This window comes from Massilia sp. WG5 (assembly GCF_001412595.2).
Classification (GTDB): Bacteria; Pseudomonadota; Gammaproteobacteria; order Burkholderiales; family Burkholderiaceae_D; genus Telluria.
Genome location: NZ_CP012640.2, coordinates 1,497,948 through 1,520,475 on the forward strand (window position 1 = coordinate 1,497,948; position 22,528 = coordinate 1,520,475).

Genomic DNA, 22,528 nt, shown 5'->3' on the forward strand with positions numbered 1-22,528 from the left:
GTTAACTCAACTCGTACACCGTCTTGCCGCGCAGGCGCAGCGAGTCGGACACATACAGGAAGTTTTCGGAATGCCCCGCGAACAGCAGGGCCTCCGGCTTCATCAGGGGCACGAAGCGCGACAGGATCTTGCGCTGGGTGGCCTTGTCGAAGTAGATCATCACGTTGCGGCAGAAGATCGCGTCGAACGGTCCGCGCAGGTCCCAGCCGTCGGCCAGCAGGTTGAGCTGGCGGAAGGTGACCAGGTTGCGCAGTTCGGGGCGCACGCGCACCAGGCCCTCCTGCGCGCCCTTCCCCTTCAGGAAGAAGCGGCGCAGGCGCCCGGCCTCGAGCTTTTCGACCCGTTCGATCGGATAGACGCCGGCGCCGGCGGTGGCCAGCACGTTGGTGTCGATGTCGGTCGCGATGATGGACACCGGCGGGGTGAGCGTATCGAACGCCTCGCACATGGTCATCGCGATCGAGTAGGGCTCCTCGCCGGTCGAGCTGGCCGAACACCAGATCGTCAACGGCGTGCCCGGATGCTGGCGGCGCGCCTTGAGCGCATGCTCGGCCAGCAGCGGGAAGTGGTGGGCCTCGCGGAAGAAGGAGGTCAGGTTGGTGGTCAGGGCATTCGTGAACGCCTCCCACTCCTGCCCGGCGGGGCCACTGAGGCGTCCCGCTTCGAGAGCGTCGAGATAGCGCGAAAAGGATTCGATGCCGGTGGCGCGCAGGCGGCGCGCGAGCCGGCTGTAGACCATTTCCTGCTTGCTGTCGGCCAGCGAAATGCCGGCGCGCTGGTAGATCAGGCCGCGCACGCGCTCGAAGTCGGCGCGCGTGAACTCGAATTCCTTGCCAGTTTCCTGCTTGGTATGAAGCGGCACGTTATTACCTTTGGGTGTTTGTCGATCCTGCGGACCCGTTCGACCGGGTCCGCTACTGCTATCCCTGCGCCGCGGTTTCCGTTCCTTACGCTACCATCTTGTCGATCAGGCCCATCTCGCTGGACGACATCAGGCGGTCGATGTCGATCAGGATCAGCATGCGCTCGTCGACGGTGCCCAGGCCCATCAGGTAGTCGGAATTGAATGCGGTGCCCATTTCCGGCGCCGGCTTGATCTGGTCCGGCGTCAGGGTGGTGACGTCCGACACGCTGTCCACGACCATGCCCATGATGCGGCCGCCGATGTTCAGGATGATCACGACGGTGAACTGGTCGTAGGTGGGGGTGCCGAGGTTGAACTTGATGCGCATGTCGACCACCGGGATGATGATGCCACGCAGGTTGATCACGCCTTTGATGAATTCGGGGGCGTTGGCGATGCGGGTCACGGCTTCGTAGCCGCGGATCTCCTGCACCTTCAGGATGTCGATCCCGTACTCCTCGGAGCCGAGGGTGAAGGCCAGGTATTCGCTGCCGCTGCCGTCGCGCGCGTCGGCCGGTTTGGTGGTCTGTTGAATGGACATGTCGGTTCCTGATTCAGAAAGTTTTGAGTTTTATAAAACGACGGTATCGTCCGTCAGCTGACGCGACGAGCGCAGCAGCGCAGCCACGTCCAGGATCAACGCCACGCCGCCATCGCCGAGGATGGTGGCGCCGGAGATCCCGGCCACCTTGCGGTAGTTCGATTCCAGGTTCTTCACCACCACCTGCTGCTGGCCCACCAGTTCGTCGACGAACAGCGCGGCCTTGCGTCCTTCGGTCTCGAGGATAACCAGGATGCCTTCGGATGGATCGGTATAGCGCGGCTCGATGTTGAACATCTGGTACAGCGGCACCAGCGGCAGGTATTCGCCGCGCACCTTGACCACGCGGCCCTGGCCGGCGATCTCCTTGACCTCGTGCTTCGCCGGCTGCAGCGACTCGACCACGAAGCCGAGCGGCAGGATGTAGATCTCGTCGCCGCAGCGGATCGACATGCCGTCCAGGATCGCCAGCGTCAGCGGCAGCGAGATCAGGATCGTGGTCCCGAAGCCCTTCGCCGACCGGATGTCGATGGTCCCGCCCATCTGCGTGATATTGCGCTTGACGACGTCCATGCCGACCCCGCGGCCGGACACGTCGGTGACGATTTCGGCGGTCGAGAAGCCCGGCGCGAAGATCAGCTGCCAGACCTCGGCGTCGCTCATGTTCTCGGAGACCGGCAAGCCGTTCTGCCGCGCCTTGGCCAGGATCCGTTCGCGATTCAGGCCGCCGCCGTCGTCGGCCACTTCGATCACGATGTTGCCGCCCTGGTGGGCTGCGGACAGGAACAGGCGGCCCGATTCGGATTTGCCGGCAGCCACGCGGGCGGCCGGCATCTCGATGCCGTGGTCGATCGAGTTCCTGACCAGGTGGGTCAGTGGATCGACGATGCGTTCGATCAGGCCCTTGTCCAGTTCCGTCGCCGCGCCGTTGGTGATGAAGTCGACCTTCTTGCCCAGCTTGGAGGCCAGGTCGCGCACCATGCGCGGGAAGCGCGAGAACACGAAGTCCATCGGCATCATGCGGATCGACATCACGGCTTCCTGCAGGTCGCGGGTATTGCGGGTCAGCTGCGACACCGAAGCGAGCAGGCGCTGGTGGACCATCGGGTCCAGGCCGTCGCTGCGCTGCTCGATCATGGCCTGGGTGATCACCAGTTCGCCGACCAGGTTGATCAGCTGGTCGACCTTCTCGATCGAGACCCGGATCGAGCCCGATTCGGCGTGCGCGTGGGCGGCGCCGTCGGCCTTCTTGACGGCCTTCTTCTCGGCCGCGGCTTCGGTCACCTCGAGCGCTTCCGGACGACTGGAAGCAATCTCAGGGCTTTTTCGCGAGGCCATGGCCTCGCCTTCCGCCACGATGCCGGCCTCGCGGCGGATCTGCTCGATCGGCTGGAAGAAGCCGTAGCCGCGCTCGTCGTCGGTCTGCTCCGGCTGCGCGCCGTCGAGCGCTTCGTTCGGGTCGAAGAAGCCGTAGCCCTGCTCGTCCTCGATGCGGGCGCGCTCGGCGGCCTCCAGGGCGCGCTGCTCGGGCGTGAGCGGCGGCGCTTCGAAGATCTTCAGGTCATCCGGATCCATCACGAAGGAGCAGATCGCGACGATGTCGTCCAGCCCTTCGTGGGTCATGATGATGAGCGCGCTGCGTCCGCCGGACAATGGGGTGACCGAGACGCGGCCCAGCAGGCCAAGTTCGTCGACCAGGGCGTTCACGTCGCGCTGCGGGAGATCCGGCAGCTCGATCTTGTAGCGGTGCGCGCCTTCGCGCACTTCCTGCTTCTGCTCGGCGTGCAGGAAGGACGGCACGGTCGGCTGGTGCGCGCCGACGACGACGCCCTCGGACAGGTCGTGCAGCATCATGCGCACGTTGGCGACCGCTTCCTGGTCGACGCTGGCGCCGTTGCGGTGGCCGTCGAGCTGCATCTTGAGGATGTCCTTGGCGGCCAGGAAGGCGTCGACGTGCTGCGCCGTGAGGGACATCTCACCCTTGCGGATGCGGTCCAGCAGCGACTCCAGCACGTGGGTCACTTCGCTCATGTCGTTCAGGCCGAAGGTCGAGGCCCCGCCCTTGATCGAATGGGCGGTGCGGAAGATCGCATTCAGGTCTTCCGCGTCCGGTGCGGCGATATCGACGGCCAGCAGCAGACGCTCCTTTTCGGCGAGGAGCTCTTCCGCCTCGTCGAAAAAGACCTGGTAGAACTGGCTGATGTCGATGGTCATGATGTGTCGCTTGTCGCTTTCGGCTTAGCCGATGACTTTCTTGACCACCTCGATCAGGCGCTGCGGGTCGAAAGGCTTGACCAGCCAGCCATTGGCGCCGGCGGCGCGGCCTTTCGATTTCATCTCGTCCGAGGATTCGGTGGTGAGCATCAGGATCGGCACCTTGGCATAGGTCGGCAGGCTGCGCAGCGACTTGATCAGCGTGAGGCCATCCATTTTCGGCATGTTCTGGTCGGTCAGGACCAGGTCGACGGTCTGCTGCTTCGCCTTTTCCAGGCCATCCTGGCCATCGACGGCCTCCACCACCTGGTAGCCGGCGGCTTTCAGGCTGAACGCCACCATCTGGCGCAGGGAACTGGAATCGTCAACCGCAAGAATCGTTTTTGCCATTTTATGTTTGCTCCCTGGGGTCAGAGTCCGGTTCTTCTTTTGGGGACTCTGACCCCGGTTTTAGTTGGTTAGAATAATTCGACGTCGCCACTCTCGAGATGCCGCTGCTCCACCGACTTCCTCAGCATGCTGCGCAGCTCGAGCGACTGGATCGCCAGCGCCATGCTGACCTTGCCCAGCCGGTCGACGATCTCCTCGCTGTGGCTGTCGGGCGCGATGTCGGCGCCGTGCTCGCTGAGCGTGGTCAGGAATTCGCGCAGTCCGCTCACGCGGCGCAGCGTACGGTCGAGCAGCTGGCTGGTCATGTCCTGGAACTGCATGCTGGTGATCGCCGTGTTCACGTGCTGGCCGATCTCGCCCGACATGCCGGTCAGCTTTTCGCTTTCCTCGGCCGACGGCGCCTCGCCCGCGAGCAGGCGGTTGATGCTCTGCTGGCGCGCGTCGACCGCCTGGTGGATCGCCATGAAGCTGGAGGTCAGCTTTTCGACGGCCTCCTCGAGCAGCAGCGTGGTCTGCACCAGGTCGGTCTCGACCTCGTTCAGGTGACGACGGCCGTGGTCGGACACACCGGACAGCAGGCGCTTGACGTGCGACCCTAAAATCTTTTTTCTTGTCATTGAGTTCTCCAGAACTATCCGGGCGCCCTACTTCGCCGTCGCCTGCTCCGGCTCCGCCAGCCCGCCGCCGGTCGCAGAAGCCACCGCCTTGGCGGCGCCGTCGGCATCGTCCGGGACGTCGAGCGCATTGCTGCCGCTGCCGCCGTCGCGCAGCACTGCTTCCTCGGTGCGCTTGTTCATCACCAGGATGCTGATCCGGCGGTTGACCGGGTTGAACGGATCCTTGCGGTCCAGGTGGTTGGCGGCGGCCAGGCCGACCACGCGCAGCACCTTGTCGTCGGCCAGGCCGCCGCGCACCATTTCGCGGCGCGAGGCGTTGGCGCGGTCGGCCGACAGTTCCCAGTTCGTGTAGCCGCTGGCGGTCATGTACGGCGTCGAATCGGTATGGCCCGACAGGCTCAGCTTGTTCGGCACATCGTTCAGCACCAGCGCCAGCACGTCGAGGATATCGCGAGTGTAAGGCTGCAGCTCGGCCTTGGCGCTCTCGAACATCGGACGGTTCTTCTCGTCGACGATCTGGATGCGCAGCCCTTCGCTGGTGACGTCGAGCAGCAGCTGGTTCTTGTACTTCTTCAGCTGCGGATTGGCTTCGATGGTCGATTCGATCTTCTGCTTCAACCTGGCCAGGCGCTCGGCTTCCTCGTGTTCGAGGGCGGCGCGCGCGGCCTTCAGGTCGTAGGTCTTCTTGTCGGCCGGGGTATCGCCCTTCTTGACCTGGCCGTTACGGCGCGTCAGGTCCTGGCCGCCGCCCTGCAGGATCGAGGAGCTGTCGCCGCTGCCGGAACCGCCCTGCATCGCGACCTTCAGGGGGGTCTTGAAGTAGTTGGCGATGCCTTCCATGTCGCCCTTGGTGGTCGAGCCGAGCAGCCACATGAGCAGGAAGAAGGCCATCATCGCCGTCACGAAGTCGGCGTACGCGATCTTCCAGGCGCCGCCATGATGGCCATGGCCGCCCTTCTTGATGCGCTTGACGATAATCGGCCGCTGGCCTTCATCAGCCATTACTTGCTCTTCGCTTTCTTGATGTGGTCTTCGAGTTCGGCGAAGGTCGGACGCTCGGTCGAATACAGGACCTTGCGGCCGAATTCAACCGCCAGCGCCGGCGCATAACCGTTCAGGCTGGCCAGCAGCGTGACTTTCACGGTCTGGAACATCTTGGTCGACTCCTCCAGTTTCTGTTCCAGCAGGCTGGCCAGCGGGCCGACGAAGCCGTAGGCCAGCAGGATGCCAAGGAAGGTGCCGACCAGCGCGTGCGCGATCAGCATGCCCAGCTCGGCCGGCGGCGCGCCGACCGATTCCATGGTGTGCACCACGCCCATCACGGCGGCGACGATACCGAAGGCCGGCAGGCCGTCGCCCAGCTTGGCGATGCACTGCGCCGGGACGTGGCCCTCATGATGGTGGGTCTCGATCTCGTTGTCCATCAGGTTTTCGATCTGGAAGGCATCCATGTTGCCGGAAACCATCAGGCGCAGGTAATCGGTAATGAATTCGACAATATGGTGATCCGCCAGCACTACCGGGTACTTCGAGAACACCGGGCTCTGCTCCGGGCTTTCGATATCGCCCTCGATCGACATCAGGCCTTCCTTGCGGACCTTGGACAGCACGTCGAACATCAGCGACATCAGCTCCATGTACATCTCGCGCGTGTACCTGGAACCCTTGAACAGGGTCGGCAGCGCCTTCATGGTTGCCTTGACCGCCTTCGGGGTATTACCGACGAAGAATGCGCCGAGCGCGGCGCCGGCAATCATGAGCACTTCCAGCGGCTGCATGAGCGCGGCCACATGGCCGCCGCTCAGGACGAAACCGCCGATCACCGACGCGACGACTATGACGTAACCAACTATGACAAACACGGGACTCCCGATCTGTGAAGCCGGGGACATGCCCGGTTGAAATATTTACGTAGGGAACTAGATTAGCTTGAGAATGGCCTACGGGCAAGTAAAAGTCCCCGTGATGTGGCTCAAAAGTGCCAAATGTGGAGAATTTTTCTGCTATCGGTAGTTACAATGCGCCGATCCGGCTCACGCTCGACAATGTCGAATTCGTAACTGACAAGCACACTGCCGGGGCGCATCTCGGCCTCCGCCTTGCGCCACAGGCCACCCATGGCGGCCGGCGACAGGTAGGCGAACACCACATCGTAATTACCGAAATTGAGGCTTTCGTAGTCGCCGCGCAGAAAACGGGCGCGGCTGCCGGTCGCGCGCGCACGCAGGCTGCTGGCCAGCCAGGGCAAGGGCGCGAGTTCGATCCCGCTGAGCTCGCAATCGGGACGGCGCCGGGCCAGGTCCAGCACCAGCCCGCCCAGGCCGCTGCCGATATCGACGATGCGCAGCGGGCGGTCAGGCGGCAACTGGCGCGCGACCGCCTCCCACACGCGCCGCCCGGACGGGTAGTAGGGCACCTGGGTGCGGAAGGTCGACCAATATACGAGCAGCAGGAACAGGAACACCGCCAGGAAGGCGGCCGGCGGCAGCGCCAGCGCATCGGCGCCCTGCCTTGCCAGCAGCAGGATTGGCGGAAACAGGAACTGGATCGCTCGCCACCAGCTCGCCAGCCCGGCGCGCCACGCGAGCAGCGCCGCCCAGGCGCCCTGCACCAGGGCGACGCCCAGCCAGGATTGCATGGCGGAGGATGGGAACAGGCCGGCGCGCGCCAGCAGCCAGACCGCGCCGAGCGTCAAGGGAAATGCGAGGATTTGCAGTAGCAGCGCCCGGACGGCGGGCGCGCGCCAGATGCGGCGCGGGGAAGTCGGACTCACGCGCGGATCAGGTCCGGACCGGCTCAGGCGGCGGCGAGCGCGGCGGCGTCCTTGGCCTTGCGGGTCTTGCCGGCTCGCGAAGGCATATGGCACAGGCCGCACTGGTAATCGTTGTTCAGGTCGAGCGAATTGACCACGTACTTGCCCTTGCATTTCGAGCAAGGCGCCAGCACCAGCATGCCGCCGTGGAAGAAACGGACCAGGGTCCAGGCGCGGGTCAGCGACAGCAGCGGCTCTTCGCCCGGCTCCGGCGGCATCTGTTCGAGGTAGAGCTTGTAGGCTTTCATCACAGCCTGGATACCGGTAGCGCCGGCGTGCTCAACCAGGAATTTATAGATATTGATGTACAGCGAGGAGTGGATGTTCGGCTGCCAGGTCAGGAACCAGTCGGTCGAAAACGGCAGCATGCCCTTCGGCGGCGACACGCCCTTCAGTTCCTTGTACAGCTTGAGCAGGCGCTCGCGCGACAGCGAGACTTCGCTCTCCAGCAGTTGCAGGCGGGCGCCAAGCTGGATCAGTTCGATGGCCAGCTGGATTTCCTGGGCTTCCGAGACGACGCTTTTCTTGCTCATGATTCACTCACTCCGACAACACGCAAACGCTAGGGACCTGACTTAAATCAAACCGGGGTCAGACTCCAGTTTTGGGCAATTTCCAAAATCGGGAGTCTGACCCCGGTTTTTGGAAATTTCTTAAGCGATCTCTTCGGCAGGCTGGCCGGCCATCAGGATGGCCGCGTGCGACTGCGCCAGGGCGCGGTCCTTGCTGTGGCTGGTGAGCATCGACAGGATGGCGGTGTCGTCGAAGCGGAAACGGGCCAGCATCATGTTGCCGCCGGCGAGCTTCAGGATCTGGGCATTGCTCATGCCTTCGATCAGGTCCGCGATGTCGGCCGAGATGCCGAGACGGAAGATCGCGGTGACCTTGTCGGCACGAATCATCTGCTGAGCAAGCATCAGGTAGCTCAGGTTCGCATCACGAATTTCAGCCATCATGTCGTTCGCAGTCATTTCCATCTCTCCGTGTGATCTATTCGCAGGCATTTAAGTTGTGTTGCCGTTGAGATAGATTCTGACTGTGAGGAAACTTTTCGTATATTGGAGAGAGTCTGGATTTTTCGTCCGGCAAAGACGAAGGCAACCCGTAGGGGTTTGTCTGACAAACCCTCCCGGATTGGGGTCGCGCCCCTATGAAAACAGGCGGATGAAGATGATGGTGCTGCGGGGCTTTTCGGGCCCGTCGACGCCGACAGGAATCTGCGTCTGTGTTGGTTAACGTCAACCAAGTGAGGAACTTTAGGGTCGAATCGAAATATTTTTCGATTTTTTTACTACCCTTCCCGCTCCTACAAACCGTTATCGGATGGCTTTTCGCAAACTTTAGGGCTGCCTGCAAAATTTTTTCGACCCAATCCCGGTCATCTGGATGGGTTATCGGACGGGTTTTGGGGAACTTTAGGGTGTTTCGAAAAAATTTTTAGCAATGCATTTCTTGCTACACTGCCGGCTTCGCGCATTCATTTATCCATACAAGCATGCACGCTCCAACCCTTTGGGATATCAGTCCGACGATCTCGGCCGGCATCCCGGTCTGGCCCGGCGATACCCCGTTCGCGTCCAGTCCGACCTGGGAAATCCGGGACGGGTGCCCGGTTCATGTCAGCCGCATGAGCATGACCACCCACCTGGGCACCCACACCGATGCGCCATCCCATTACGACCCGGCGGGCCGCGCCATCGACGCCGTCGACCTTGCACCCTACCTCGGCCCCTGCAGGGTGATCCACTGCATCGGCGCGCGGACGGTGCGCCCGCAGGACATCGAGGCCGGATTGGAGAACACGCCGCCGCGGGTGCTGCTGCGCACCTACGCCAGCGCGCCGCAGCAAGCCTGGGACCCGGCCTTCCCGGCCATCGCCCCCGAGACCATCGCCCTGCTGGCCTCGAAAGGCGTCGTGCTGGTCGGTACCGACGCCGCTTCGCTCGACCCGCAGGACTCGAAGACCCTGGACGCCCACCACGCGGTGCGCCGCCACGGCCTGGCGATCCTGGAAGGCGTGGTCCTGGATGCCGTCCCGCCCGGCGACTACGAATTGATCGCCCTGCCCCTGAAACTGGCCGGCATGGACGCCAGCCCGGTACGCGCGATCCTGCGCGCCCTGCCCAAGGAAACCGTATGAGCACCACCGTTAACATCTCCTCGCGCGCCGACTGCGCCCTACTGGACGCCCGGGACCCGCTGGCCCTGCTGCGCGACCGCTTCGAACTGCCCGAAGGCGTGATTTACCTGGACGGCAATTCGCTCGGCGCCCGTCCGCGCGCGGCGCTGGCCCGCGTGCACGAGGTGGTGGCCCTGGAATGGGGCCAGGACCTGATCAAGAGCTGGAACAGCGCCGGCTGGTTCGAGATGCCCAAGCGCCTCGGCGACCGCCTTGCCCCGATCATCGGCGCCGAGGCCGGCGAAGTGGCCGTCACCGACACCACCTCGCTGAACCTGTTCAAGGCCCTGGCCGCGGCGCTCGAGATCCAGCGCCAGCGCGCGCCTGAAAAGAAGCTCATCGTCACCGAGCGCAGCAACTTCCCGACCGATATCTATATGGCGGACGGCCTGGCGCGCTGGCTGGAGCGCGGCTACGCGATCCGCCTGGTCGACAGCGTGGACGAACTGCCCGCCGCCGTGGACGCCAGCTGCGCGGTCCTGATGCTGACCCACGTGAACTACCGCACCGGCTGGCAGCACGACATGGCGCTGCTGTCCCGCCATGCCCACGAAGCCGGCGCGCTGGCGGTCTGGGACCTGGCCCACTCGGCCGGCGCGGTGCCGCTCGACCTGCACGGCGCCGGAGCTGACTTCGCGGTCGGCTGCACTTATAAATACCTGAATGGCGGCCCCGGCGCGCCGGCCTTCATCTGGGTGCCGAAGAGGCACCAGGCCGCCTTCAGCCATCCGCTGACCGGCTGGTGGAGCCATGCCGCGCCGTTCGCGATGTCGCACGGCTTCACTCCGGCGGACGGCATCGGCCGCGCCCTGTGCGGCACCCAGCCGGTGACCTCGCTGGCGATGGTCGAATGCGGGCTGGAGATCTTCGAAGAGACCGACATGGCGGCGATCCGTACCAAGTCGCTGGCCCTCACCGACCTGTTCATCGCCCTGGTCGAGGCGCGCTGCGCCAGCCACCCGCTGGGACTGGTGACGCCGCGCGAGCATGCCCGCCGCGGCAGCCAGGTCAGCGTCACCCATCCGCAGGGCTATGCGGTGATGCAGGCCCTGATCGAGCGCGGCGTGATCGGCGACTACCGCGAGCCGGAGATCATGCGCTTCGGCTTCACGCCGCTGTACACGACCTATTGCGATGTCTGGGATGCGGTCGAGATCCTGCGCGATATCCTCGACCGGGGCAGCTACGACGCCAGCGCGGCGCGCAGCGCGGTGACCTGAACGGGAGCGGACATGAGCGAAGAAACGAAGGCACAGGCTACGGGCGCCGAGTGGCACGGCGCCAAGATGGACTTCAGCAAGTCCATGAGCTACGGCGACTACCTGGGCCTGGACCAGATCCTGACCGCCCAGCATCCGCTGTCGCCGAACCACAACGAGATGCTGTTCATCATCCAGCACCAGACCAGCGAGCTGTGGATCAAGCTGATGCTGCACGAGCTGCAGGCGGTGCGCGTGCAGATCCGCCAGGACGAGCTGCCGCCGGCCTTCAAGATGCTGGCCCGGGTGGCGCGCATCATGGACCAGCTGGTGCACGCCTGGGACGTGCTGGCGACCATGACCCCGCCCGAGTACACGGCGATCCGGCCCTACCTCGGCGCCTCGAGCGGCTTCCAGTCCTTCCAGTACCGCGAGCTCGAGTTCATCCTCGGGAACAAGAACGCGAACATGCTGGCCGTGCACCAGGTCTCGCCCGGGCACCACGCCCTGCTCGAACGCGAGCTGCACGCGCCCTCGATCTACGACGAAGCGGTGCGCCTGCTGGCGCGCAGCGGGCTGCCGGTCTCGCAGGCGCGCCTGGACGCCGACCCGACCAGGCCGACGGTCCACGACGATTCCGTGCTGGCGGCCTGGCTCGAGGTCTACCGCGACCCCGAGCACCACTGGGCGCTGTACGAGCTGGCCGAGAAGCTGGTCGACCTGGAGACCGCCTTCCGCACCTGGCGCTTCCGCCACGTCTCGACGGTCGAGCGCATCATCGGCTTCAAGACCGGCACCGGCGGCACGGCCGGGGTCAGCTATCTGCGCAAGATGCTGGATGTGGTACTGTTTCCCGAACTGTTCGCCCTGAGGACTGCTTTATGAGATGCGACATCCTGATCGTCAGCGGCCTGTGGAACTCCGGCCCGCAGCACTGGCAGACCCACTGGGAACGCAAGTACTCGAAATGGGAACGCGTCGCGCACCGCGACTGGCAGGCGCCAAGCCGTGACGAATGGGTGGCGGAACTGGACGCGGCGATCGCCGCCTGCGACGGCCGGCCGATCCTGGTCGCGCACAGCCTGGGCTGCATGCTGGTGGCCCAGTGGGCGCAAAGCGGTTCGCCGCTGAACGTGGCCGGCGCCTTCCTGGTGGCGCCCAGCGACGTCGAAGCGCCCTCCTATCCGGTGCCCGCCAACGGCTTCGCGCCGATCCCGATGAACCGGCTTCCCTTCCCTTCCGTGGTGGTGGCCAGCACCAATGACGCGTACGCGGCGATCGAACGCTCGCGCGCCTTCGCGCAGGCCTGGGGCAGCAGGCTGGTCGAGATCGGCGACGCGGGCCACATCAATGCCGATACCGGCTACGGCCCCTGGCCGGAAGGCGAACGGATGCTGGAGGAGTTCTGCTCCAACCTGCATCCCTGAACGCCACGGCGGCCGGCAAGGCCGCGCTCGACCGACCGTTCTCGCTCTACCTGGATCTGGTGCGCACCCTGGCCGCCTGCGCGGTCGTGATGGCGCACTTCCGCTATTTCCGTATTTTCGACGATGCCCAGATCGCGCGCACCGCCGACCTCGGGCGCGAAGCCGTGATCGCCTTCTTCGTGCTGTCCGGCTTCGTGATCGCCTACAGCGCCGAACAGCGCAACCGCACGCTGGGCGACTATGCGTCGGCCCGCTGCGCGCGCCTGTATTCGGTGGTGCTGCCGGTGCTGCTGCTGGCCTTCGGCCTGGCGGCCCTCGCCATCCGCCTGGGCGTGCACGTGAACGGCGCTTACCAGCTGGGCAAGCCCTGGCTCTACATCCCCTTCCACCTGCTGTTCCTGGGCGAACTGTGGGGTTTCGTGGAAGCGCCGCCCTGGCTGCTGCCTTACTGGTCGCTGAACTACGAAGCCTGGTACTACATCCTGTTCGGGGCGATGCACTACCTGAAGGGCCGCCGGCGCCTGCTGGGCCTGGCCGTGTTCGCCGCGATGGGCCCCAAGCTGTGGCTGCTGCTGCCCTTGTGGCTGTCCGGCGTCTGGCTGTACCGCTGGCAGAAGACCCATGTCATCGGGCGCAGCGCCGCCCGGGCCGGCTGGGCGCTGTCGCTGGTCCTGCTGGGCCTGTGGGCCTGGTACGACCCGGCGCCCGGGCTGCGCCTGGTCGCGCAAGCCGCCTGGCCCTTCTCCGGCATCCGCATGGGCAGCGCCGACCGCGTGCTGGCCGATTACGCCGTCGGCCTCCTGGTGCTGATGAATTTCGCCTGCGCCCGCCATGCCGGCTTCGGGCTGCTGGCGCGGGCCGCGCGGCCGGTCCGCTTTCTCTCCGCGCATACCTTCACGCTCTACCTGTCGCACAGCCTGGTGATCTGCGCCTGGCAGGCGCTGGTCGTGTTCCGGCGCGGCGATCCGGCGGTGCTGGCGGGGCTCGCGCTGGCGATCCTGGCGGTGGCCGGCGCGCTGCAGCCGCTGACCGACCTCCTCTACAAGCGCCTGCGCGGCTGAAAAAAAATGGCCGGGTTGCCCCGGCCATCATGACTCCGGCGGATGCCGGTATAGGTTACTTGGCGCCGCCCAGCAGCATCTCGTTCAGGCGCTTCACGAAAGCCGCCGGATCCGTCAGGCTGCCGCCCTCGGCCAGCATGGCCTGGTCGAACAGGATATGGGCCCAGTCGGCAAAGCGCGGGCTGGCGCCGTCTTCGTACTTCAGGCGCGTCACCAGCGGGTGGTTCGGATTGATCTCGAGGATGGGCTTCGATTCCGGCGCGTCCTGGCCGGCCGCCTTCAGCATGCGCACCAGGTTGGCCGACAGTTCGTGCTCGTCCGCCACCAGGCAGGCCGGCGAGTCGGTCAGGCGGAAGGTCACGCGCACGTCCTTGGCCTTGTCCGCCAGCGCACCCTTCATCTTCTCGACCAGGTCCTTGTACTGGGTCTCGGTCTCTTCGTGTTCCTTCTTCTCGGCCTCGTCTTCCAGCTTGCCCAGGTCCAGGCCGCCCTTGGCGACCGACACCAGTTCCTTGCCGTCGAAGTCGTTCAGGAAGGACAGCATCCACTCGTCGACGCGGTCGGTCAGCAGCAGCACTTCGACGCCCTTCTTGCGGAAGATCTCCAGGTGCGGGCTGTTCTTCGCCGCGGTGTAGCTGTCGGCGGTGACGTAGTAGATCTTCTCCTGGCCTTCCTTCATGCGCGACACGTAGTCGGCGAAGGACACGGTCTGCTCGCTCGAGTCGGCACTGGTCGAGGCGAAGCGCAGCAGCTTGGCGATGCGGTCCTTGTTGGTGGCGTCCTCGCCGATGCCTTCCTTCAGCACCTGGCCGAACTCCTTCCAGAAGGTCGCGTACTTGTCCTTGCCTTCCTGCTCTTCCGAATTCGCCATCTCTTCCAGCATGCCCAGCACGCGCTTGGTCGAGCCTTCGCGGATCACGCGCACGTCGCGCGACTCCTGCAGGATCTCGCGCGAGACGTTCAGCGGCAGGTCGTTCGAATCGATCACGCCCTTCACGAAGCGCAGGTAGACCGGCATCAGCTGCTCGGCATCGTCCATGATGAACACGCGCTTCACGTACAGCTTGATGCCGCCGCGCTTGTTGCGGTCCCACAGGTCGAAGGGCGCGTGGCCCGGCACGTACAGCAGCTGGGTGTATTCGCTGCGGCCTTCGACGCGGTTATGCGTGTAGGCCAGCGGCGCCTGGAAATCGTGCGAGACGTGCTTGTAGAACTCTTCGTACTGTTCCGGCGTGATGTCCGACTTCGAGCGGGCCCACAGCGCGCTGGCCTGGTTCACGGTCTCGAATTCGTCCTTGACGACGGTTTCCTTCTTCTCTTCGTCCCACTCTTCCTTCTTCATCACGATCGGCAGGGAGATGTGGTCCGAATACTTGCGGATGATGGACTTCAGCTTCCACGACGACAGCAGCTCGTCCTCGCCTTCGCGCAGGTGCAGGATGATGTCGGTGCCGCGGCTGGTCTTTTCGATCGGCTCCAGGGTGTAGTCGCCCTCGCCGGTCGACTCCCAGCGCACCGCCTCGGAAGGCTGGGCGCCTGCGCGGCGGGTCTCGACGGTGACGCGGTCGGCGACGATGAAGGCCGAGTAGAAGCCCACGCCGAACTGGCCGATCAGGGCGGCGTCGGCCTGCTGGTCGCCCGACAGCTTGCTGAAGAATTCCTTGGTGCCCGACTTGGCGATGGTGCCCAGGTGCGAGATCACCTCGTCGCGGCTCATGCCGATGCCGTTGTCCGAGATGGTGACGGTCTTCGCGTCCTTGTCGAACTGGACCCGGATCTTCAGTTCGTGGTCGTTGCCGTACAGGGCATCGTTGTTGATCGCCTCGAAGCGCAGCTTGTCGGCGGCGTCGGACGCGTTCGAGATCAGTTCGCGCAGGAAGATCTCCTTGTTGGAATACAAGGAGTGGATCATCAGTTGCAGCAGTTGTTTCACTTCCGCCTGGAAGCCAAGGGTTTCTTTTTCGGCAACAGCCATCTTATGTCCTCGTTAAGTGCAAGGGTTAAACAGACCGGGCCGATATCGGGATGGCGGCAGGGATTTCAAGAGCTTTTTTTGCAGAAAGTCATCTTTTTCTCGACTTCGCACGACAGTCGTCATACCGTAACGACAATCCCGGAATATTTTCGCGCGCCGATGTCGAAAGCCGGATGCGCCGTTCGTCGTCATGACAGCAGCACCAAAACAACCGGACAAGGAGATCATCATGCAGGACCAGGTACGCGCCATCCCCGAAGGCTTCCACACCGTCACGCCCCACCTCGTGTGCGCGGGCGCAAGCGAGGCCATCGAGTTCTACAAAAAGGCCTTCGGCGCCGTCGAGACCGGCCGCATGCCCGGCCCCGGCGGCAAGATCATGCACGCCCAGCTGCGCATCGGCGACTCGCCGGTCATGCTGGCGGACGACTTTCCCGAGTTCGGCTGCAACGGCCCGCAGGCCCTGAAAGGCACGCCGGTCTTCATCCACCTGTACGTGGACGATGCCGACGCCGTGTTCGCGCAGGCGGTCGCGGCCGGCGCGAAGACGGTGATGCCGCTGGCCGACATGTTCTGGGGCGACCGCTACGGCCAGCTCGACGACCCGTTCGGCCACCGCTGGTCGATCGCCACCCACAAGCGCGACATGACGCCGCAGCAGATGCAGGAAGAGATGCAGAAATCGATGCAGCAGCGTTCCGCGGGAGGCCAGCCATGAAATTCATGGTCATCGTGAAGGCGACCGAAGCCAGCGAAGCGGGCGCCATGCCGACCCGGCAGCAGCTTGCCGAGATGGGCCAGTTCAACGAGGAGCTGGTCAAGGCCGGCGTGCTGCTGGCCGGCGAAGGCCTGCATCCGAGCAGCCGGGGGGCGCGCATCGTCTTCGACGGCGACAAGCGCAGCGTGGTCGACGGCCCCTTTGCCGAGACCAAGGAGCTGATCGCCGGCTTCTGGCTGATCGAGGTCAGCTCGAAGCAGGAAGCGATCGAGTGGATGCGGCGCTGCCCGAACCCGTATGGCGAGGGTCGCGGCGACATCGAAATCCGCCAGCTGTTCGAGGCCGAGGATTTCGGCGCCGAGCTGACGCCCGAGCTGCGCGAGCAGGAAGAGCGGCGGCGCGGCCAGGTCGCGGCGCGCTGAGGAGAAGACGATGCAATTCATGGTCATGCGACGCAGCGACGAGGCAACCGAGGCGGGGCGGCTGCCCGCCACTGCCGTGTTCGAGGATATGGACCGCTACCACGCCCGGCTCGATGAAGCCGGCGGGGTCGGCCTGGCGCTGGGCCTGCACCCGAGCAGCCGGGCGGTGCGCCTGAAACTGTGGCCGGGCGGGGAAAGCATCACCGACGGCCCGTTTGCCGAAGCCAAGGAGCTGATCGCCGGCTTCACGGTGTTCGAAGCGGCATCGAAGGACGAGGCGATCGCGCTGCTGCAACGCTGGCCGGCCAGCGACGCCGAGGCCACCGGCGAAGCCGTGCTCGAGCTGCGCGAAACCGGCTGCCCGGGCGGCTGCGCCCAGGTAGCTCCGGCGGCCGCCGGCGAAGACCGCCGCTACGTGATCCTGCTGCGCGCCGACGCCGGGACCGAGGCCGACCGCATCCCGCCGCAGGCCATGCTGGACGCGCTGAACGCCTTCAATGCCGCGCAGGCGGCGCAAGGCAGGCTGCTGGCCGGCGACGGTCTCAAGGCAAGCAGCCGCGGCGCCCGCATTCACCTGAAGGGCGGCCAGGCCAGCGTGATCGACGGCCCCTTCGCCGAAGCCAAGGAACTGATCGCCGGCTTCTGGATGATCCGCGCGGCCTCGATGTCCGACGCGGTCGCATGGGCGCGCACCCTGCCCTATCCGACCGGGCCGTATGTCGAGGTCGAGATCCGCGAAGCGATGACGATGGACGATTTGGCGCCGGCATGATGACAGGCGCAGCAGCGGGCGGCGACATCGGCCGGACCGTCGAGGCGGTCTGGCGCATGGAAGCGGCGCGCATCGTCGGCTTTCTCACCCGCATGCTGCGCGACGTCGGCCTGGCCGAGGAACTGGCGCAGGACGCCATGCTGCAGGCGCTGGAATCCTGGCCGGCCGGCGGCGTACCGGACCGCCCCGGCGCCTGGCTGATGCAGGTGGCGAAGCACCGCGCCCTCGACCACCTGCGGCACGCCGCAATGCGCGCCGGCAAGGAGGGCGAGCTGTCCTGGGAGATGGACGAGCGGCTGCGCGACGGCCAGCGCCAGCCCGACGAACTGGCCGAGCTGGCCCAGGAGTTCGAGGCCGGCATCGACGACGACGTGCTGCGCCTGATCTTCGTGGCCTGCCACCCGGTGCTGTCCGGCGAGGCGCGCGCGGCGCTCACGCTCAAGCTGGTGGGCGGCCTTTCCACGGCCGAAATCGCGCGCGCCTTCCTGGTGCCCGAAGCCACGGTCGCCCAGCGCATCGTGCGCGCCAAGCGCACCCTGGCGGAAGCGAAGGTGCCCTTCGAGGTCCCGCGCGGCGAGGAACGCAAGCCGCGCCTGGCCTCGGTGCTGCAGGTGATCTACCTGATCTACAACGAGGGCTATGCGGCCAGCTTCGGCGCCGACTGGCTGCGGCCCGCACTGTGCCGCGAAGCGCTGCGCCTGGGCCGGGTGCTGGCCGAACTGGCGCCGGAAGAAGGCGAAGTGCACGGCCTGGTCGCGCTGATGGAGATCCAGTCCTCGCGCGAGCGCGCCCGCACAGGGCCGGACGGCGAACCGGTGCTGCTGCTGGACCAGGACCGCAGCCGCTGGGACCGGCTCATGATCAGGCGCGGGCTTGGCGCGCTGGAGCGCGCCGCCAGCCGGGGCAGCCTCGGCCCCTACGGCCTGCAGGCCGCGATCGCCGCCTGCCATGCGCGCGCGCTCACGCCCGAGGCCACCGACTGGAAAGGCATCGCCGCCCTGTACGACGCCCTGGCCCAGCTGCTGCCCTCGCCCGTCGTCGAGCTGAACCGCGCGGTGGCGCTGGGCATGGCCTACGGTCCGGAAGAAGGCCTGGCGCTGGCCGACCAGCTGCTGGACGAGCCGCGGCTGGCCAGCTACCACCTGCTGCCCAGCGTGCGCGGCGACCTGCTGGCCAGGCTTGGCCGCCATGCCGAAGCGCGCGCCGAGTTCGAACGCGCGGCGAGCCTGACCCGGAACGAGCGCGAGCGCAGCATGCTGCTGGCGCGGGCGCGCAGCGAAAAAAGCGGCGGCGCCTGATGGCAAGCGGCCGCAATATGGCATGATGGCGGCTTCCGCCTCCTCGAACATTCTCATGCGCGTTCTTATCATCGAAGACGATCCGGCCATCGCCGCCAACCTCTACGATTATCTCGAGGCAGCCGGCTATGCGCCGGAACACGCCGCGGACGGCGTCACCGGCCTGCACCACGCCGTCAGCGCGCAATGGAGCGCGATCCTGCTCGATGTCTCCCTGCCCGGCATGGATGGCTTTACCCTGTGCCGCAAGCTGCGCGAGGAAGCGCGCCGCGACACGCCGGTGCTGATGCTGACCGCGAAGGACACGCTGGACGACAAGCTGGCCGGCTTCGGCCACGGCGCCGACGACTACCTGGTCAAGCCCTTCTCCCTGAAAGAGGTCGGCGCGCGCCTGGCGGCCGTGATCAAGCGCCACCAGGGCCAGGTCGTGCCGGGCGCGCTGCGCTGCGGCGATATCAGCATGGACCCGCGCACGCTGGAAGTGGAGCGCGCCGGCCGTCCGATCCGCCTGCCGCGCAAGTGCCTGCACCTTCTGCAGCTCTTGATGTCGTCGCCGGGACAGGTGCTGCGCCGCTCCGAGCTCGAGACCGCCGTGTGGGGCGAGCCGCTGCCGGACAGCGACACCCTGCGCTCGCACATGCACACCCTGCGCCGCGCCCTCACCGCCAACGGCAAGGCGAACCCGATCGACACCGTGCACGGCATCGGCTACCGGATCGCCGGCAAGACGGGCGGGATGAGCGAAACGGGCAGCGAAACGGGCAGCGACCTCAGCGCCGGCGATGCGCCTTAGCCTGCGCCTGAAGGTCGCGCTGGCGCTGTTCGCCGCGGCCATCGTGCTGCTGGCCGCGCAGACGCTGGGCGTGCGCACGCTCGCGGAATCGCAGGAAGAACGGCTGATCCATGCGATCATCGACGACGACATGCGCAGCCTGCTGCAGGGCTACCGGGACGAGCCTGCCTCGCTGCCGCCGGTGGACCCGGCCTTCGGCGCACGCGTATCGCAGGAAGGCGGAAGCTGGTTTCCCCTTCCCGCCGACCTGACCTCGCTGCCGCTGGGTATCCATGAAGTGATGGTCGGCGGGCGCGAGGTCCATGTCGCGGTGGTGCGCTTCGGCGACGAACGGATCTATCGCGCCTACGACTACAGCGTCTACGAAGAGCACTTCAAGGAGGGCATCGACACCCTGATGATCGTCACCGCGCTGTTCATGCTGCCCTCGGTCTGGATGGCCTACTGGCTGTCCGGGCTGCTGGTGCGGCAGGTTGGCGGACTGGCCCGGCAGGTACGGGCCCTGCGCTCGGGCGCCGCCTCCGCCATCGATCCGGGCGCCTACGACGAACGCGAGGTGGCCGAGCTGGCCGTGGCCGTCAATGACTACCATCGGCGCATGGCCGCGATGGTGGAGCGCGAGAAGGAGTTCACCGCCAACGTCAGCCACGAGCTGCGCACGCCGCTCACCCGGATCCGCACCAGCTGCGAACTGCTGGAGCCGGTCGCGCTATCGCTCGACGCCAAGTCGCGCCAGCGCCTGCTGCAGATCGAACAGGCGGCCGAGGACATGCACGCCCTGGTCGATTGCCTGCTCGCGCTGGCCCGCGAGGAATCCGGCACGGCGGTGCCGGCATCGCTGGCGGCGGTGGTCGAAGCCACCCTCGAGCGCTGTGCCGACCGCCTCGACCGGCAAGCGGTCCGGCCCGTGATCGAGGTGCCCGCCGGCGTGCGCGTCCCGGCCGAAGCCGCCGCCCTCGGCATCGTGCTGTCGAATCTGGTCGACAACGCCCTGCGCCACACCGAGGACGGCGAGATCCGCTTCCTCTGGCGCGAGGGCACGCTGTGCATCGAAGACACCGGCACCGGCATCGCGCCGGAAGCCCTGCCCCACGTCTTCGAGCGCTTCTACCGCGCGCCCGGCGGCCGCGGGGGCGGCTTCGGCATCGGCCTGGCGATCGTCAAGAAGATCTGCGACCGCCACGGCTGGCGCATCGCCGTCGAGAGCGCGAACGGTTCGGAAACAGCAAGGGGGACGCGCGTCCTGCTCGGGCTGGAAGCCGGCGAAGCGCATGAACTTCATGAAAACTTGACGAATTCTTGACGCCGGCTTCACGAGGGCTTGTCTATGATGACGGCCGCCGGCGCGCCGCCGCGCCACGGCATCACCGCATCACGCGACACTCTGAAAGCTAGCACATGAAAAAAGTCCTCATCCTCGGCGTCAACGGCTTCATCGGCCACCACCTGTCCAAGCGCATCCTCGAGACCACCGACTGGGAAGTCTACGGCATGGACATGAATTCGGACCGTATCAGCGAGCTGCTCGACCATCCGCGCATGCACTTTTTCGAAGGCGACATCACGATCAACCAGGAATGGGTCGAGTACCACGTCAAGAAGTGCGACGTGATCCTGCCGCTGGTGGCGATCGCCACGCCGTCGACCTATGTGCAGCAGCCGCTCAAGGTGTTCGAACTCGACTTCGAAGCCAACCTGCCGATCGTGCGCTCGGCCGCCAAGTATAAAAAGCACCTGGTGTTCCCGTCGACCTCGGAAGTGTATGGCATGTGCCACGACGGCGAATTCGATCCGGAGAACTCGGAGCTGGTCTACGGCCCGATCAACAAGCCGCGCTGGATCTATGCCTGCTCGAAGCAGCTGATGGACCGCGTGATCTGGGGCTACGGCATGGAAGGCCTGAACTTCACCCTGTTCCGCCCGTTCAACTGGGTCGGCGCCGGCCTGGATTCGATCCACACCCCGAAGGAAGGTTCGTCGCGCGTGCTGACCCAGTTCTTCGGTCACATCGTGCGCGGCGAGACCATCTCGCTGGTCGACGGCGGCCACCAGAAACGCGCCTTCACCTACATCGATGACGGCATCGAGGCGCTCATGAAGATCATCGAGAACAGGGACAGCAAGGCCAGCGGCCAGATCTACAACATCGGCAACCCGTCGAACAATTATTCGATCCGCGAGCTGGCCGGCATGATGCTGGAACTGGCCGCCGAGTATCCGGAATACGCCGCCGGCGCCGCCAAGGTGCAGATCGTCGAGACCAGCTCGGGCGCCTACTACGGCGCCGGCTACCAGGACGTGCAGAACCGCGTGCCGAAGATCGAGAACACGATGAAGGACCTCGAGTGGGCGCCTCGCACCACCATGGCGGACGCCCTGCGCGGCATCTTCGACGCCTACCGCGGCCAGGTCGGCGTCGCGCGCGGACTGGTCGAGTAAGCGCCGCGCCTCGTGACGGCGCAGGCGTCATCGCCTGCGTCCGCCGCGTACCGGGCGGCTGGCGCCTGGCGCTGCGGCGCTAGCCGATCTTCCCGGCGTGGAAGCCGATCGCGGGGCACAGCAGGACGACCTTGCTGTCCGCGACCGCCCGCCGCTTCTCGAACACATGGCACTGCAGCCAGATCGTGAAATCCTCGTAGGCGAAACGGATGCAACTGCCATTTTCCTCGTCGATATACTGGCTCCTCCGGCGCAGTTCCTTACTGCCCCGGAACAGCGTCGCTACCAGTCCGACCCGGTAGGTTTTCCTCCGGTCCGGCCCCAGTTGCGGTACGCGCTCGAAATCGGCGCCCGAGAATGCGTAAAACTTCTCCTTTTCGATCTCCCGCGTGCTCTTCACCCCGTCGTTTTCCTCGTCGTAGGGGTGACTGTGGAAGTCGCCCAGGTATTCGAGTTCGGGACGCAGCCAGTCGACCAGGTTTTCCTTCAGGTGGAAAGTCTCCGTGATCGGCGTCACGGAATCCTTTTGGCGCACTGCCGACGTGTCGACGTCCGCCAGGGAAATGTGCAGTACCGTTTCCTGGCGCTTGGTATTGGCTTCATAGCCCCACAGGTTGCCGTAGGTTTCAAGACGATTCTCGGCCTTGTCGAAGGCCCGTCCCCCGGCATGCTTGATCTCGTAGGCCTCCAGCGCGGAGGAGATGAGGGTGAAAAAGGCTTGTTCGGACAGTGAGACGATGTAATCGGGTGTGGCCATGTGAGGTATC

At 65.6% G+C, this 22,528-nt stretch carries 24 protein-coding genes; 12 read left to right on the forward strand and 12 right to left on the reverse strand.

Annotated features, from left to right (window positions below):
* Position 1: 1 nt before the first annotated feature.
* From AM586_RS06555 to flhD, 10 genes are all read right to left on the reverse strand, one after another.
* On the reverse strand, positions 2-862 hold the full coding sequence (locus tag AM586_RS06555) for a CheR family methyltransferase (RefSeq protein ID WP_060566992.1): 861 nt from the start codon (positions 860-862) through the stop codon (positions 2-4).
* An 85-nt stretch (positions 863-947) separates the two neighbouring features.
* Positions 948-1,445 (reverse strand): chemotaxis protein CheW, encoded by a 498-nt coding sequence (locus tag AM586_RS06560; protein ID WP_060566993.1) that lies wholly within the window; start codon positions 1,443-1,445, stop codon positions 948-950.
* 30 nt (positions 1,446-1,475) lie between these two features.
* Positions 1,476-3,659: a chemotaxis protein CheA gene (gene cheA / locus AM586_RS06565; RefSeq protein WP_060566995.1), complete on the reverse strand. Its 2,184-nt coding sequence runs from the start codon at positions 3,657-3,659 to the stop codon at positions 1,476-1,478.
* Positions 3,660-3,683: 24 nt separating this feature from the next.
* Positions 3,684-4,049, reverse strand: a complete 366-nt coding sequence (locus AM586_RS06570; protein WP_047826183.1) for a response regulator — start codon at positions 4,047-4,049, stop codon at positions 3,684-3,686.
* A gap of 68 nt (positions 4,050-4,117) precedes the next feature.
* The gene (locus AM586_RS06575; protein ID WP_060566997.1) at positions 4,118-4,666 is read right to left on the reverse strand and encodes a hypothetical protein; all 549 of its coding nucleotides are present in this window, start codon (positions 4,664-4,666) and stop codon (positions 4,118-4,120) included.
* A gap of 27 nt (positions 4,667-4,693) precedes the next feature.
* On the reverse strand, positions 4,694-5,668 hold the full coding sequence (motB, locus tag AM586_RS06580) for a flagellar motor protein MotB (RefSeq protein ID WP_060566999.1): 975 nt from the start codon (positions 5,666-5,668) through the stop codon (positions 4,694-4,696).
* Positions 5,668-6,528, reverse strand: coding sequence for a flagellar motor stator protein MotA (motA, locus tag AM586_RS06585; RefSeq protein WP_060567001.1), 861 nt, complete (start codon positions 6,526-6,528; stop codon positions 5,668-5,670). The genes motB and motA overlap by 1 nt, the downstream gene beginning before the upstream one ends.
* 110 nt (positions 6,529-6,638) lie before the next feature.
* Positions 6,639-7,439 carry a trans-aconitate 2-methyltransferase gene (locus AM586_RS06590; protein WP_060567003.1) on the reverse strand — a complete coding sequence of 267 codons (801 nt, stop codon included), beginning with the start codon at positions 7,437-7,439 and terminating at the stop codon, positions 6,639-6,641.
* 23 nt (positions 7,440-7,462) lie between these two features.
* Positions 7,463-8,011, reverse strand: coding sequence for a flagellar transcriptional regulator FlhC (gene flhC, locus AM586_RS06595; RefSeq protein WP_060567005.1), 549 nt, complete (start codon positions 8,009-8,011; stop codon positions 7,463-7,465).
* A 120-nt stretch (positions 8,012-8,131) separates the two neighbouring features.
* Complete coding sequence (flhD, locus tag AM586_RS06600) at positions 8,132-8,449, reverse strand: flagellar transcriptional regulator FlhD (RefSeq protein ID WP_047826184.1); 318 nt, start codon at positions 8,447-8,449, stop codon at positions 8,132-8,134.
* A gap of 524 nt (positions 8,450-8,973) precedes the next feature.
* On the opposite strand from flhD, the gene kynB reads away from it, so the two are divergent.
* Genes kynB through AM586_RS06625 form a run of 5 tightly spaced genes read left to right on the forward strand, consistent with a single transcriptional unit; the run spans position 8,974 to position 13,344 of the window.
* The gene (kynB, locus tag AM586_RS06605; protein WP_047826185.1) at positions 8,974-9,618 is read left to right on the forward strand and encodes an arylformamidase; all 645 of its coding nucleotides are present in this window, start codon (positions 8,974-8,976) and stop codon (positions 9,616-9,618) included.
* Positions 9,615-10,877 carry a kynureninase gene (kynU, locus tag AM586_RS06610; RefSeq protein ID WP_229411265.1) on the forward strand — a complete coding sequence of 421 codons (1,263 nt, stop codon included), beginning with the start codon at positions 9,615-9,617 and terminating at the stop codon, positions 10,875-10,877. Before kynB ends, kynU begins: the two co-directional genes overlap by 4 nt.
* Positions 10,878-10,889: 12 nt before the next feature.
* Entirely contained in the window at positions 10,890-11,741 is an 852-nt protein-coding gene (kynA, locus tag AM586_RS06615; RefSeq protein ID WP_047826186.1) for a tryptophan 2,3-dioxygenase, read from the forward strand.
* Positions 11,738-12,283: an alpha/beta hydrolase gene (locus AM586_RS06620; RefSeq protein ID WP_047826187.1), complete on the forward strand. Its 546-nt coding sequence runs from the start codon at positions 11,738-11,740 to the stop codon at positions 12,281-12,283. The genes kynA and AM586_RS06620 overlap by 4 nt, the downstream gene beginning before the upstream one ends.
* A 59-nt stretch (positions 12,284-12,342) precedes the next feature.
* Positions 12,343-13,344, forward strand: coding sequence for an acyltransferase (locus AM586_RS06625; protein ID WP_047826188.1), 1,002 nt, complete (start codon positions 12,343-12,345; stop codon positions 13,342-13,344).
* 55 nt (positions 13,345-13,399) lie between these two features.
* On the opposite strand, the gene htpG is transcribed toward AM586_RS06625, so the two are convergent.
* The gene (gene htpG / locus AM586_RS06630) at positions 13,400-15,319 is read right to left on the reverse strand and encodes a molecular chaperone HtpG (protein WP_047826189.1); all 1,920 of its coding nucleotides are present in this window, start codon (positions 15,317-15,319) and stop codon (positions 13,400-13,402) included.
* A gap of 229 nt (positions 15,320-15,548) precedes the next feature.
* Between htpG and AM586_RS06635 the strand changes: the two genes are divergently transcribed.
* From AM586_RS06635 to AM586_RS06665, 7 genes are all read left to right on the forward strand, one after another.
* Positions 15,549-16,037: a VOC family protein gene (locus tag AM586_RS06635; protein WP_047826190.1), complete on the forward strand. Its 489-nt coding sequence runs from the start codon at positions 15,549-15,551 to the stop codon at positions 16,035-16,037.
* Positions 16,034-16,459, forward strand: coding sequence for a YciI family protein (locus AM586_RS06640; RefSeq protein ID WP_047826191.1), 426 nt, complete (start codon positions 16,034-16,036; stop codon positions 16,457-16,459). The genes AM586_RS06635 and AM586_RS06640 overlap by 4 nt, the downstream gene beginning before the upstream one ends.
* A gap of 10 nt (positions 16,460-16,469) precedes the next feature.
* Positions 16,470-17,231, forward strand: coding sequence for a YciI family protein (locus AM586_RS06645; protein WP_052234416.1), 762 nt, complete (start codon positions 16,470-16,472; stop codon positions 17,229-17,231).
* Positions 17,231-18,529, forward strand: a complete 1,299-nt coding sequence (locus AM586_RS06650; RefSeq protein ID WP_047826318.1) for an RNA polymerase sigma factor — start codon at positions 17,231-17,233, stop codon at positions 18,527-18,529. The genes AM586_RS06645 and AM586_RS06650 overlap by 1 nt, the downstream gene beginning before the upstream one ends.
* 55 nt (positions 18,530-18,584) lie before the next feature.
* Positions 18,585-19,322 (forward strand): response regulator transcription factor, encoded by a 738-nt coding sequence (locus tag AM586_RS06655; protein WP_047826319.1) that lies wholly within the window; start codon positions 18,585-18,587, stop codon positions 19,320-19,322.
* Entirely contained in the window at positions 19,312-20,625 is a 1,314-nt protein-coding gene (locus AM586_RS06660) for a HAMP domain-containing sensor histidine kinase (RefSeq protein WP_047826192.1), read from the forward strand. The genes AM586_RS06655 and AM586_RS06660 overlap by 11 nt, the downstream gene beginning before the upstream one ends.
* A 95-nt stretch (positions 20,626-20,720) precedes the next feature.
* Positions 20,721-21,761, forward strand: coding sequence for a bifunctional UDP-4-keto-pentose/UDP-xylose synthase (locus AM586_RS06665; protein ID WP_052234417.1), 1,041 nt, complete (start codon positions 20,721-20,723; stop codon positions 21,759-21,761).
* Between the two features lie 79 nt (positions 21,762-21,840).
* Here the strand turns inward: AM586_RS06665 and AM586_RS06670 are convergent, their stop codons facing one another.
* Positions 21,841-22,518, reverse strand: a complete 678-nt coding sequence (locus AM586_RS06670; RefSeq protein ID WP_052234418.1) for a hypothetical protein — start codon at positions 22,516-22,518, stop codon at positions 21,841-21,843.
* Positions 22,519-22,528 lie beyond the last annotated feature (10 nt).